Here is a 12,909-nt window from a genome sequence, read left to right as displayed (position 1 = left end):
CCTGTTAATACACCGGCAGGGACAGCGCCCTGATTGCCGCAATGCCACCGACTTTTTCCCGGTAGCTATCTTCATCCGTGTGCTGGATATAACGTTGCAGGTAAGCATCAAAGCCCCCTTCTTTCGCGCAGGCGTTGTACTCTTTGAAATGTTTGATATCAAAACCATATAGTGGCGCGCAGGACGTTGGATGAGCGCCACCGGGAACACAAGCCACGCCTGTGGTTAAGCTGCGCTCCCAAAAGACTTGCCGCGCCGCGGTATCGTCTTGAAACGCTGAACTGTCCACCAAGGCTTCACAGGTGACATAGGCTTTATCTGCCGCCCGCACAAACCAATCATCCATATAGTGATCAGGCCCGCTGATACGGCACACGCCGCGGCTGTCAGCCTGATCCACATGCACCAACGCCGCATCCAGTTTCAAAGCCGGCATCGCCAGCCAGGCTTTGTCATCATAAGGACTGTCCACCAGCTTAAGCCCCGGATTAACGGTCACCACATCTGTGCCCAGGCCAATCTGGGTGGGAATAAATGGGCAGCCCCAAGCAGCAGCTCGCAAACCCAGCAGCATCATGCCTTCATCAATTTCCATCACCTCAATGCTGCCGCTTTGACGGGTCTGCCGGAAAAAAGGCTCCAACGGAATAAAATCCAGTGATACAAAGGCGAAAATGACTTTTTTCACTTTACCGGCCGCGCAGAGCATGCCTACATCAGCGCCGCCATAAGCAACAATGGTCAGATCCTGTAGATCTGATTTCAGAATTTCCCGGATCAGTGCCATCGGCTTACGCCGCGGCCCCCAACCACCAATGCCGATTGTCATGCCATCACGCAACCCGGCAACCATCTCACGTGTCGTCATTAACTTATTCATTTGTCGTCCCTTACTGCGCTTGCTGACCAACACTGAAGTCATGGCCCCAAATACTGACCCGGGTAAATTCAAAAGCGGTGTGTTTATCCCAATCAATCTGCAACCCGCCGCAACCGTATTCCAAATCAAATCCGGACGGGGTCTTCATATAAAAGGAGGTCATCTTGTCGTTAAGATGCTGCCCTAAAGTGGCAGACAGTGGCACTTGATGGGCAATACGTCGGTCGTGGGCACGCCCCACCTCGGTCATATTTTCCACTTCTACCATCACGTGAACACAGCCGCTGGGCACAGGAAACTCGCAGATCGCCAGACTGTGATGCCGGGCATTTGCGCAGTGCATAAAGTGAATGCGTACAGCTGGCGCATCTGGGGCGGGTTTAAAGTGATAAATATCTGACAGACCAAAACCCATTACCTCGGTTAAAAAGGCATAGGTCTTATCGAAATCCGGCGCAGGCAGAACGGTATGTCCCAGTCCCATGTCGCCGGAAATAAAGGCAGGTACGCCTTGAGGAGAAATAAAAGGCTCACAAGCTGATTGATAACCCCAATACAATTCATGACAGTTACCGGCCGGATCATGGAAAATAGCCACTTCCTGGGCTCCCCGTAACTGACAAAATGCCGCATCGCCCTCTTGATAGGCAATGCCACGGGCTTCCAGCGTCTGCTTAGCAGCATCGTAAGCCGCTTTAGACGCCAATTCCCAACCGGATGCCAAATAGCGTTTATCCGCGCCTTCAACCACCAGCATACGAAAAGGACGATCATCCATTTTGATATACAAGCCGCCATCTGCCGCAGGCGCCGTCATCATGCCCAATACATTTTCGGCATAATCACGCCATTGAGACATCTCATCTGTCTGAGCTACGTAATAGCCCAGTGCACGAATATCCATAATCCGATCCTCTGGTTTTTCTCATTGAATCGATTATGAAAATCGCCCGCAATAGCCTCATCGTCCAATAAGACTAACGCAAGCAGGTGCAAGAGTATGGCCACCAGCAACAGACAAAGACAGTGCCTTAGTTTAACGCTTACGCCGCGCCTCAAAATATGTCTCAACTTAAGCGCAATAGAAAACGGAATAACACAAGAAATAAGCCCGACATCAACATTAAGATGCAAAGGCAGCCAATAAGGCTGTCAACTCAATAGCTGGAAACGACGCAAAAGATAAAGCTATTGAAGCTATTGAAGCTATTGAAGCTATTGAAGCTATTGAAGCTATTGAAGCTATTGAAGCTATTGAAGCTATTGAAGCTATTGAAGCTATTGAAGCTATTGAAGCTATTGAAGCTATTGAAGCTATTGAAGCTATTGAAGCTATTGAAGCTATGCAACATAAAATACATAGAGCAGGAGTAAACAGATAATCACGTTGAGCAATGAATATAGGCGTACATTAAATCTCAGCTATCGTGCGCTCATAGAATGGTTAATAGGAAAGTAAGCCGGCATTCGGTAAAGCTGCAATGGGTAAAGTTGGTAATGTTGATAGACCTTAATCACAAGATGTTATCGTCGCAACAGTGAGGTAATCTCCACCAGCAGGATAATACCTATGATCATGATCAAGCTCACTCTCAGAGCTTGTCTATTTAGCGGCCGATTAAGCGCTTGCCAATAAAATATTCAATTAAGCCCAATGTTCATTAAGTGCCTGGCGACTAAAACCAACGGTTCAACGCTGAGCCTGAAACAATTTTTTCATAATCAGTTGTAGAGAGTAATGCCTCAGGAATACTGTTAAGCCATGCGAAATCATCAGCACAACCACAATATTGACATAATAAGGCAATAATCTTGGCAGAAAAGTCCGTTAATTCAGTGTCAGTTAACTGGGTATCTTGTTTTGCCCCATGCCATAACACCACAATATCAGACAAGGTGCGATAATATGCTACTTGAGCAGCGATACCTGCTTCACCCACTGAATGGTGAGCCGCCAAGATAGCGTAAGCCAAACTATTTGCACATGTTGCCTATGATTCAGGCGCAATGTTAGGCATAAAAACAGGCTCATACTCGTTTGCTTCACTTGTTGTTATTTCAACCTCTTCGGCCTCAGCATAACGCTGTAATTGTTGGCGCAATTGTGCCAATGCCAAATCTCTCAATTTAGCTTTATCAAGATTCTGGTGAACCTGGTTATTTTTATGCGACATATAAGGCCTTGTATTATCTGATGCCACCACAGCGGTGGGATATGTACGGTCAATCCCAGTCACTGTGGCTGCCTTAGCAATATTTGTTTTAGTCTCTGAGTTAAACAATTGACGTCCCTAATACACAAGGCCAAGCAAAAGGGCTAAACCTCATCATTACGCTGTGCCTTATCTGTCGCAGGAGCAATGTTATCAGCCATCTTCTGCAGATTATCGTTAATCTTAAACAGCACAATCATCAACTCACACCAGATCCGCGCGCCTAATCCAGCAGCCAGAGCCACCAGCACACCGCTAATCACATGGGCTAAATCTAGCCGCCCATGTCCATTAAAGATGGTATTCAGCCCGGTGATCAATGCCGCCAGCAGTAACAGCCAATACACCAGTGTGATAATTCTTGGGGTCACCATGGCGTCAAAAAAGAGGATTTTCTTCATTATTTCGTTTCCGGATAAAAGTGCATCATTACACAGGCTAAATCACCTAAGTCAGTACCACATTTGCCACCAGCCATATCCTTATAATGTTCTAATCAGAATTCCCGAAACATTTCGAATTCCAATGCAGAAGAAGGATTAGATGACATAACGGCAGCGCCACCATTAAGACATTGATGATAGCGAGCTCTTATAGCCCCTACACCATAGAAGGCATAGTGAGAAAAAACGATATCCCTGTATCACGCTATTGATACAAACTTAATGGCCTTTAGCGATTTTGCTGGTTTTTCCAACGACTGGCAGAGAACGTACTCTGAGAGGCAAGAATATTACAATAGATATAAAACTAACGCTGATAGCCTGGTATAAAAAGGCCGGGTGAAGCTGGCACCCGGCAAAGCAAGGTTGGAGACATGAAGGCGCAACATTAAGTGTTAACCCAAATTAAAATACCGCGGATTAACGCCTTGTGGCCTTGTTTTACCGTCATCAATGACCGCATTTGGGGTGATGGGTCAACGATGAAACACCGGTAACTGCGCTGGCATAATGGCAGTCCAAACCACTACGCCGGTGCTCCTATTAGCGATACAGGATCACTAAATCATTAATCACGGATGGCCGGTCCTGATCCACCACGTGAATATTCACCTCTAAAGTCAGCTGCATCCCTTTGGGCGTCGGCTGCACCGCTTTCACTTTCGCCCGCGCATGGATTAATGAATTTACAGGCACTGGTGCCGGGAAACGTAGCCGATTAGAGCCATAGTTGACCATGGTCTTAAAACCGACAATGTCAAATGGCAACGCAAACTGCATTTTTGATTGCAGAACCTGCACTAATGCGCCATGGGCTATCGTGGTACCAAACGGGCTATCCGTAGCCGCCTTATCCGCATCGGTATGGATCCAATAGTCATCCCCTGACAGCGCGGCAAAAGCATCAATCAAAGGCTGATCCACCAGCACCGCATCACTCCAGGGCGTAAAGGTATTGTCCGCCAACGCTGCCATTGCCGGCAGATTAGAGACTGGCACCTGGATCTGCCCTTTTGCATTGCGGGGTAACGCTTCCAGCGGATTATCATAACTGAGCTCAGAGGTAGTATTATCCTTTGCAGTAAAACGCAGCAGGGTATTACCTTTAGCATCACGCCGATCAAATACCGGCTTAAGCTTCATGCCCACATAGATATCAGCTTCATCAATGCCAGTCAGCGTCGTGTTAATCCTTACCCCTTCTTTTAGCTCCACAACCGCCAGCGCTTGGGGCAATTCATCGGCCAATTCCGGCAAGGTTGGCACACGGGTCAGTGTATAGGTATAAAGACTGGCTTCGCCGCTCACCGCCTGCCAGCTCAGCCGCTCACTCATACAATGGGTACAATGAGCGCGAGGATAAAAGACCCAATTGCGACAATCCTGACATTGTTGGATTTTCAGCTGACCATCATTCAGCGCCTGCCAAAAAGGCGCTGATATCGCCGTGGCAACCGGCATAGGTTTTACACTCATCCGTTAACCTCCCTGCAGGATCAAGGCGCCCTGCTCACTCATGACACCCCCGGTGCCACTGACAAAAATATTATCTGCCCGACCCAGTTGCCGCTCCCCGGCGCGGCCACTTATCTGATCAAAAGCTTCGATCACCTGTGACATGCCCCCGGCAGACGCACTTTGGCCAAAACTCAACTGCCCGCCGTGGGTATTTAAAGGAAAATCCCCTTTATAAGTCAGGTTATGTTCACGAATAAAACGCATGCCTTCCCCTTTGGGACAAAAACCCGCATCTTCCAGCGACAGCAAAACCGTAATGGTGTAACAGTCATACAACTGAGCAGCATCCATCTGTCCCGGTGTCAGCCCGGCCATACTAAAGGCCTTAGCCGCCGCCTGAGCCAATGGCGTTACCGTCATTTCATTTGCATAGGAAGGCGACTTATAGGACAAACGCTCACCAAACCCGGTGATAAAGGCTGGCCGTTGTTTCGCTTTAGCCGCCTTTTCTTTGGAGGTCACAATCACCGCCGCGCCACCGGCCACTGGCATCACAATCTCCAGCACATGCAGCGGGTCGGCCACCATCTTAGAGGCCAACACCTGCTCGGCTGTCAATTCCGTACCGCGGAAAATCGCATCCGGGTGTCCCTGGGCATTAAAGCGTTGATCCACCGCAATCTTAGCCATCGACAGCGGATCATATCCGTACTTGGCGGCATAACGCTGGGCTATCATGGCGTAACCGGTATTCTGTCCTAAATGGCCATAGGGCAAATCAAACTCCGCTTCTGGCGCACCAAATGCGGTGGAGTGACCACCATAACGCATCGCCTGCGCCATCCAGGCTGGGTCTTCATCCGGGCCAAACGGGGCCATTCGCGCCGGGATCACACAGAGCACGGCTTCACACAGTCCCATTTCAATGGCCGCCGCCGCACGCCAAATCATGCCAACAGATGTACAACCGCCTAAATCCACCACCTCAGCAAAATTCAGTTCAATACCCAAATATTCGGCCGCCATCGCCGGCACAAAAATCGAGGCTTCGTGGAACTGAGGTCCGTGGATCACTAACCCATCAAGCTCATCTATTCCCATTCCGGCATCACGCAGTGCCAGCCGCGCCAGATCAGCCACCTGTTGCAGATGGAACATCTGTGGTGCGCTCTGGTATTTTTCCGGTTTATACTGCGCCGCGCCAACAATGGCCGCGTTTCCTGTTAACCCCATATGTTACTTCTCCTTACTCGGTGTGACTGTCAAAGGGCAAAAAGCCCACAGCCGCCAGCGCCGCATCAGACAATGGCTGATAGGTGCCAGTCTTATCATCCCTGACAAACAGAGGTTCATTACAGGCCACAGGATCGTATCCCTGTTTTTGTAAATCCACTTTGCGCAGTTTAAAGGTGGAGGTCATATCGGCATTGTCGCTAACCCGCACAAACTGCGGGCAGGCATAGCCGGGCAAGCAAGCGGCAGAGAAATCGTAAAAGCCTTGAGCATCAAACGCTTGCCCCGGCTGCATCACAATGGCCGCCATCCCCGCGCGCCCTTCATGCTCTGGCACCTGCACCCCATAAATATTGATGGTTTCAATACCGCTAAAATCAGCCAACTCTGCGGCGACTTCTTGGGTGGAGACGTTCTCACTTTTCCAACGGAAGGTGTCACCAATACGATCAACAAAATAGAAATAGCCGTCGGCATCAAAACGCAGCAAATCGCCGGAGCGCCAGTACGCATCACCGTTGACAAATACATCACGCAGGATCTTCTGCTCCGTTGCAGCCGCGGAGGTATACCCTTCAAATCTGCCACCGCCGAATTCAGGATGTTGGATAATCATCCCGAGCCCTTCGCCCACTTCGCCGGGCTGACAGGCCAAATAGTTACCTGCATTATCCCGCACATGCTGCTGGGTTTCGGTATCAAAGCGCACTAAGCGAAAATTGGTTTTGTTCCAGTCCGGTACCCGACCACAACTGCCAATATAATTGTCCAGATTAATCAAGTTGGTATTGGCCTCTGTTGAGCCCCAACCTTCAAAAATATCCATGGTTCCAGACTCAGGACTGAACTTCTCCAGCCAGCGCTGCCAAGAGGCCGCCGTGAGCCCCGCCCCTAACATAGCACGAACCTGATGCTGATGGTTTCCCTTAGCGTCATTCACTGCATCATCGTAATTGAGCAGGTAACGGCAGATCTCGCCGATATACTGCACCACAGTCACGCCATATTCGATGACATCAGACCAAAATCGCCGCACACTGAACTTACGCCGCAGCACAATGGCGCTGCCACCGGCTAAGGCGGTCGATGTTACCGAGGTAGCCGCCGCCCCGTGATACAAAGGCAAACAGCAATAAAACACATCATCTGGCCCGGCATTAACCGTCACCTGCATAACATCACCAGAGGTTAACCAACGCATATGGCTGTAAATTGCCGCTTTAGGCAGCCCAGTGGTTCCCGAGGTAAATATCAGCAGAGTGGGATCTTCTGCTTTTAAGCTCTCACGTAACGCGGTTGGAAATGATGTTGTTGCCGCATTTTCAAAGGCTTGGATAAAACCATCGCTGAAAATCCCCGCCGACAGCTGGCCTAAGGTGTTACTGCGCTCGGTGGGTAACTCCGCATCCGGCAGCAGATATAGTGGGGTCTGGGCTAACTCAGGGTGACTACTCAGGGTGCGAGCAAACAATTCGCTGCACTCTTCCCCCACAATCACGGCCTTAGCATCCGTGGTCTTAATGGCGTGCACCAATGGCACCCCCTGAATTTGGGAGTTAATAAACGCCACGGTGACGCCCAACTTGGTCAGGCCAAACCAGGTAAAGAAAAAGGCTGGGCGGTTTTCCAGCGCAATGGCGCAGACATCACCACACTTAAGCCCCAATGCAGCGGCTGCATGCGCTACCCGATCGGCCTGACGGTTAACCTCGGCATAACTAAAGCGACGCCCCTCATATATCAGCAAGGTGCGCTCACCTAACTCGGCGCTTTGCGCTTCAAGCCGGTCAGCTAAGGTATAGTGCGCATAGAGTTTAATCAGTGCGGCGGCCTGAGCACGCAAATCCATTTTCGCTTGGGTCTGCTCTCGACTGACCAACGCCTGGGGATCAGCCGGTCTGTCCGGCTGCAGACTGTTATGTGTTGTCACGAATCCATCCTGTGTCTTATTACTGTTAACTGACGTAACGCTGTGCTATTGAGGCCGAGCAAGTGGCAAAAGCCTACGCTCTCCGACAATTAGCATGCACTAACGCACCCGAATTTTTGGGGCCGGGGCATCACGACGCATAGTCAGCAAAAACTTGTCTAACTCCGCTGGCGCGGCCACTTGGGGCAACACGGCATCCCGCTCGTCTTCCGGCGACTGACGCCAGAAATCCTGCCAACTGGGGAACAAATCATGAAATGTGCCGTAATAGGGGGCGCGGCCGGGCCAACGCATTTTCATTTCCCCGATAGGAGGGCGGTTCAGATCACTGGCATACCAATAACAAGGCAGACGGCGACGGAAATACCAACGGCCATCAATGCGTTCATAATCGTCCCAGTACAGCATCTGCATAATCACCCACTCAGCGCCGGTCTCATGCTCATTTTTGGAATAGACCACGCCGATGGCATGGTCGACATCAATAAATTCGATAATGTGTTGGCCAATATGGTGAGACGTGCCGGTGAACTGATGCCGTAGGGTGTCATCTACCCAAGCTTTCAGATGCGCGCGACCGGTTTTCTCCCGTCCAACCCGGATATCAGCCGCAAACAAGCCAACATGGGCATCTAAATCACGCATATCCAATGACAAGGCATATTGGCCTGCCAGTTGACGAATCGCCTCAGTAGACTCCAGCCGGTCAATGCGTTGAGCCAGTGTTAATGCTTCTACGCCCGGCTCTGCTGTGGTTGTATTTGCGGAATAATCACTCATGTACCAGCCTCCTGCCGATCCGCTCCCCCTCTGATTGAATGGCCTTTTCGGGTGAACGGTTAAGCGCTAGATAGCTATGAGCCACATCGATTGATGACTGGCTCACAGGCCACCAGCTGCAATGGGAAAAACAAAGATTACAAAAACGCCATCCCGCCATTCACAGCAATATTTTGCCCGGTAATAAAGGCAGCATCGTCCGATGCTAAAAAGGATGCTGCCGCAGCAATGTCCGCAGGCTCGCCCATACGCCCAAGGGGAATGGCCGCAACCATTTGCGCAGTCCACTCTTCGGGGATATCTGCCATCATCGGAGTATTGGTAGGTCCTGGCACTAGGGTATTGACGCGGATCCCCATGGGAGCAAGTTCTCTGGCAATACTACGGGTCAGCCCCATCACGCCGGCTTTGGAGGCCACATAGTGGCTAGGGCCTTCGCCAGATACCGCAGCGGTGCTGGAAACATTGATAATGGCGCCACTGCCTTGCTGTTGCATAATCCGCCCTGCCTCGCGGCAACACAGAAAGGTTCCGGTCAGGTTAACGCCAATGACCTTGTGCCAATGCTCATCCGGGGTATCAAGAAAAGCATCTACCGAGCCGACGCCAGCATTGTTCACCAATACATCTAGTCGCCCAAAGGTGTCTACCGCTTTAACCATGGCATCGCGCACGGCCGCAGGATCGGAAATATCACACCCAAGACCAATCACATTGGCATTACCTTCTTTTGCAGCTGTCGTATCGGCACTGGCCTGATTGATATCCACCGCGATCACCTTGGCGCCTTCGGCGGCAAAGCGGGCAACCATCGCCTGCCCCATACCTTGACCTGCACCGGTTACCAGCACTACTTTATCTTGATGTTTCATCTCGTTATGCTCCCTGAATAGGCTTATTCCCACCCTGCCTGCTCCCGACTGTTTCAGCCTAAGCACCGCTAAGTGGAAATGTGTCATCTGCCCGGCGCACTGCTGCGGACACTTTGCTGACACCATCTTGTAAACTTGCCTGCCTGCAAACATCGTCCAACGGGACTAACAAAAAAACCTGTTAAATAAGGCTATTAAGAGAAATACACACTAATATCTGAAATAAAGCTTTCCGGAGGATGGCGTCACAGAAGGGAAAAATCAAAAAACACTGGTTATATATTTTATAGGTGGCAATATCCCTTGGATAATCAGCCGCCAGTGAGATGTTGCTAATTAGCAAGAAAACTTCATAACTTCTGGCAACATCAAAGTAACCATTTTAATTTTTGTTGAATCTATTTCATACTCAACATGTAATAGATATTTTTCATTATCAAAACGAGTAAAAGCACCTTTTAGGCCTAAAAATGGAATATTAGCTTGGTCTCTGCGAACGCTTGACGTGCCATATATTTTTTCGAGTTTACTTATCTCCGTTACCGAACTGAAACCTAAGTAAGTAGAAAACTTATCTGGTTTATTAATGAAGATTGTCTCAATGTGCTGATTATTTCCTAATGATAGTTCCCAAGTTCCATCTTTAGCAGACACATAAAACTGCGGTGCTTCTTCATCGTCAAGTTCATCATGTACATTTTTTATACCAGCATGATTCAAAAGATGCTGAACATCATTAAAACGCTTTCCTAGAATATTGAACGGGTTCATCTAATTTTTTCTCATATAACGTCGTTTTAAACGAACTGAAATTGTGGGTAAAATGTAATAACTAAATGTTTTTTCATTTAAACAGATGGTCATTTTTCTTGTATTAGCAGATTAACCAGATCAAAACTTTTTCAACTAAAACCTCTACTGTTGTTATCCCTAAAATGGCTAAATTAATACGTTCAATATTCATCAGTATTCATAGGATAAAGCTCACCCTCCCCTAAACTAAACTCGTGCAACCACTTTGTATGTCTATATAAAGCTTGGCTTAGCCACCATATAAAATGGCATTACTTCGTTGGTTAATGGTAAAACGTGACGGTTTTATGTTCTGTTAGAACAAGTTATGAAGCCTTTTCTATTGTGGGACCATAATCTAAGCCAAGTAACAATTTTGCCGTAGTCTCGGAAAATGAACCTCCATAGTAAAGTTGCTCATCTGAAGCTGTAAATATGTATAAATTACTCTGAGAATCTACCAAAACTATAATATGTTGATGGTGAGCATTAGCAATCACCACGAGATTTCCAACTTTAGCTTCCCATTCTTTACATAGGCCATTCGCTTCGTAATGTGGCCTTGTATAGAATTTAATATCACTCGCTGCACAGTCTCTACCAGGCCCCGTTTTTCCAACAGATAATCCTCCATACTCTTTGAGGATTTTCACTGCGGCTAGATGTGATGCTATAGTGATATCTAATAGGTTATCTAATTCGATATCTCTCCCTTCGTACCAGCCAGCATCACCAAATAGTTTATTTAGATATTCCTCTGTATTCATTTAGATCTCGATAGAAGTGTAACGCCGCAAAAAGTGGACAAAAATAGTTGGCTATACATATTAAGGTTCGAAGTACAGCTGATTTTTTGTCCCGTTAAATTGCTTTGTTAAATGTATTATTAGCCAATAATTTAATCGACACAGCATATTAACAGTAAGCATTATCACTATCAATCTATGCGCATGTGTTAAAAAAACGAGATTTGATTCCCGATTTTATCACGCACTTTTTGATATTTATATAAATACGGTATTGAATACTGCATATAAATACAGTGCTTGATCGCTTTTATATCACTATCTCTATTTATCGAGTCAATTAGGATAAAATTCAGGGGGGGTATTTTCTTATGCAGCCCTTTAGGCTGCAACCGCGTTCTGAATTAAAAAACCCGATGACCATCAATATAAGTATGACTAACCTGTAATTCATCATTCAGCAATACAAAGCTGGCGCGGTATTGCGGGGCGATACGGCCTAATTCATTATCTAGCTGTAAACATTGTGCCGGGTACAAACTCGCCATCCGCAAAGCTTCTGCCAAAGATTGACCTAGGGTATTAACCGTATTACGCACCGCGCCAGCCATATCCAACACACAGCCGGCTAGCTCACCAGTCACCGCATTAATTCGATCGCCATGACGAATAATTTCGGTGTCAAACAACCTGAAACTGCTACCATCAGGCATCCCTACCGGGGGCATAGCATCGGTCACTAACATCATTTTCCCCCTTGGCTTAGCTTTTAAAGCCAATCTGGCGGCGGCTGGATGCACATGATGACCATCAACGATCAAACCGCACCATGTATGGTCTGTTTCAAAAGCAGCCCCAACGACACCTGGCGCCCTAGAATCTAACTGAGACATGGCATTATACAAATGAGTAAAGCCGCAAGCGCCAGCATCAATTGCTTGGATCACTGTGTCATAATCCGCATTACTATGACCGATAAACACTTTAGCCCCATTAGTCACCAGCTGGGCAATCGTTTGAGGCGGAACATTTTCTGGCGCTAAGGTGACCGCTTTTATCCCTAAATCTCGGCGGCTAAAAATCGCCAACTCTGTCTCGGTAATAGCTCTAATATGTTGTTGCGGATGCACACCTTTTTTCGGCACTGATAAATGAGGGCCTTCAAAATGAATTCCCAAAATACCGAGCAACTGCTCCTTTATCCCTAGAGCAACCGCGTCAGCAGCCTTAGCCATAACCCTGATATCATCCGTGATCAAAGTCGGCAACATTCCCACAGTACCAAAAGCAGCGTGGGCTTGACTGATCGCCGATAGCCCTTCAACTGAAGGATTGGCATTAAACAATACTCCACCGCCACCATTAACCTGCACATCAATAAAGCCTGGCACCAATGTGCCTGATAGCCTAGTTTCCCGACAGTTAGCACAAGTATCTAACTGCAAAATATGACCATCTTCAATTGTGACAGGACAGTGGTCATAAAAGGTTTCGCCATCAAACAAACGTTCCGGGATCAGAGTGTATTTCATAGTTAGCCTTAACAATGGATAAAAAGGCAG

General features: G+C 48.1%; 13 protein-coding genes. All 13 read right to left on the bottom strand.

Translation table 11 applies throughout. The features are described from left to right. Positions 1–4: 4 nt before the first annotated feature. Positions 5–880: a CoA transferase subunit A gene (locus tag NFHSH190041_RS08990; protein ID WP_261924886.1), complete on the bottom strand. Its 876-nt coding sequence runs from the start codon at positions 878–880 to the stop codon at positions 5–7. A gap of 10 nt (positions 881–890) precedes the next feature. Continuing rightward, positions 891–1,784 carry a VOC family protein gene (locus NFHSH190041_RS08985; protein ID WP_261924885.1) on the bottom strand — a complete coding sequence of 298 codons (894 nt, stop codon included), beginning with the start codon at positions 1,782–1,784 and terminating at the stop codon, positions 891–893. A 772-nt stretch (positions 1,785–2,556) separates the two neighbouring features. Further along, positions 2,557–2,853 carry a hypothetical protein gene (locus tag NFHSH190041_RS08980; protein WP_261924884.1) on the bottom strand — a complete coding sequence of 99 codons (297 nt, stop codon included), beginning with the start codon at positions 2,851–2,853 and terminating at the stop codon, positions 2,557–2,559. Positions 2,854–2,871: 18 nt separating this feature from the next. Further along, a complete protein-coding gene (locus NFHSH190041_RS08975) occupies positions 2,872–3,162 on the bottom strand; it encodes a hypothetical protein (protein WP_261924883.1) in 291 nt (96 codons plus the stop codon). A gap of 35 nt (positions 3,163–3,197) precedes the next feature. Further along, on the bottom strand, positions 3,198–3,494 hold the full coding sequence (locus NFHSH190041_RS08970) for a DUF4282 domain-containing protein (RefSeq protein ID WP_261924882.1): 297 nt from the start codon (positions 3,492–3,494) through the stop codon (positions 3,198–3,200). 585 nt (positions 3,495–4,079) lie between these two features. Then, a complete protein-coding gene (locus tag NFHSH190041_RS08965) occupies positions 4,080–5,012 on the bottom strand; it encodes an OB-fold domain-containing protein (RefSeq protein ID WP_261924881.1) in 933 nt (310 codons plus the stop codon). A gap of 3 nt (positions 5,013–5,015) precedes the next feature. After that, positions 5,016–6,227, bottom strand: coding sequence for a thiolase family protein (locus tag NFHSH190041_RS08960; protein ID WP_261924880.1), 1,212 nt, complete (start codon positions 6,225–6,227; stop codon positions 5,016–5,018). A gap of 13 nt (positions 6,228–6,240) precedes the next feature. Continuing rightward, positions 6,241–8,157 carry a long-chain-acyl-CoA synthetase gene (locus tag NFHSH190041_RS08955; RefSeq protein WP_261924879.1) on the bottom strand — a complete coding sequence of 639 codons (1,917 nt, stop codon included), beginning with the start codon at positions 8,155–8,157 and terminating at the stop codon, positions 6,241–6,243. A 99-nt stretch (positions 8,158–8,256) separates the two neighbouring features. Beyond that, positions 8,257–8,937 carry a nuclear transport factor 2 family protein gene (locus NFHSH190041_RS08950; RefSeq protein ID WP_261924878.1) on the bottom strand — a complete coding sequence of 227 codons (681 nt, stop codon included), beginning with the start codon at positions 8,935–8,937 and terminating at the stop codon, positions 8,257–8,259. Positions 8,938–9,074: 137 nt separating this feature from the next. Further along, positions 9,075–9,809, bottom strand: a complete 735-nt coding sequence (locus tag NFHSH190041_RS08945; protein WP_261924877.1) for an SDR family NAD(P)-dependent oxidoreductase — start codon at positions 9,807–9,809, stop codon at positions 9,075–9,077. A gap of 336 nt (positions 9,810–10,145) precedes the next feature. Further along, a complete protein-coding gene (locus NFHSH190041_RS08940; RefSeq protein ID WP_261924876.1) occupies positions 10,146–10,580 on the bottom strand; it encodes a hypothetical protein in 435 nt (144 codons plus the stop codon). 347 nt (positions 10,581–10,927) lie between these two features. Beyond that, positions 10,928–11,368: an SUKH-3 domain-containing protein gene (locus NFHSH190041_RS08935; RefSeq protein WP_261924875.1), complete on the bottom strand. Its 441-nt coding sequence runs from the start codon at positions 11,366–11,368 to the stop codon at positions 10,928–10,930. Positions 11,369–11,751: 383 nt separating this feature from the next. After that, the gene (gene nagA / locus NFHSH190041_RS08930; RefSeq protein WP_261924874.1) at positions 11,752–12,879 is read right to left on the bottom strand and encodes an N-acetylglucosamine-6-phosphate deacetylase; all 1,128 of its coding nucleotides are present in this window, start codon (positions 12,877–12,879) and stop codon (positions 11,752–11,754) included. Positions 12,880–12,909: the final 30 nt, after the last annotated feature.

Origin of the sequence: Shewanella sp. NFH-SH190041 (assembly GCF_024363255.1) — a bacterium.
GTDB lineage: Bacteria > Pseudomonadota > Gammaproteobacteria > Enterobacterales > Shewanellaceae > Shewanella.
Note: the sequence above shows the minus strand (reverse complement) of the source record. Positions and strands in the feature narration are given on the sequence as shown.

Coding starts and splice junctions, on each gene's coding strand:
- NFHSH190041_RS08990 (WP_261924886.1), bottom strand. CDS start 880: ATGAATAAGTTAATGACGACACGTGAGATGGTTGCCGGGTTGCGTGAT.
- NFHSH190041_RS08985 (WP_261924885.1), bottom strand. CDS start 1,784: ATGGATATTCGTGCACTGGGCTATTACGTAGCTCAGACAGATGAGATG.
- NFHSH190041_RS08970 (WP_261924882.1), bottom strand. CDS start 3,494: ATGAAGAAAATCCTCTTTTTTGACGCCATGGTGACCCCAAGAATTATC.
- NFHSH190041_RS08965 (WP_261924881.1), bottom strand. CDS start 5,012: ATGAGTGTAAAACCTATGCCGGTTGCCACGGCGATATCAGCGCCTTTT.
- NFHSH190041_RS08960 (WP_261924880.1), bottom strand. CDS start 6,227: ATGGGGTTAACAGGAAACGCGGCCATTGTTGGCGCGGCGCAGTATAAA.
- NFHSH190041_RS08950 (WP_261924878.1), bottom strand. CDS start 8,937: ATGAGTGATTATTCCGCAAATACAACCACAGCAGAGCCGGGCGTAGAA.
- NFHSH190041_RS08945 (WP_261924877.1), bottom strand. CDS start 9,809: ATGAAACATCAAGATAAAGTAGTGCTGGTAACCGGTGCAGGTCAAGGT.
- NFHSH190041_RS08940 (WP_261924876.1), bottom strand. CDS start 10,580: ATGAACCCGTTCAATATTCTAGGAAAGCGTTTTAATGATGTTCAGCAT.
- NFHSH190041_RS08935 (WP_261924875.1), bottom strand. CDS start 11,368: ATGAATACAGAGGAATATCTAAATAAACTATTTGGTGATGCTGGCTGG.
- nagA (WP_261924874.1), bottom strand. CDS start 12,879: ATGAAATACACTCTGATCCCGGAACGTTTGTTTGATGGCGAAACCTTT.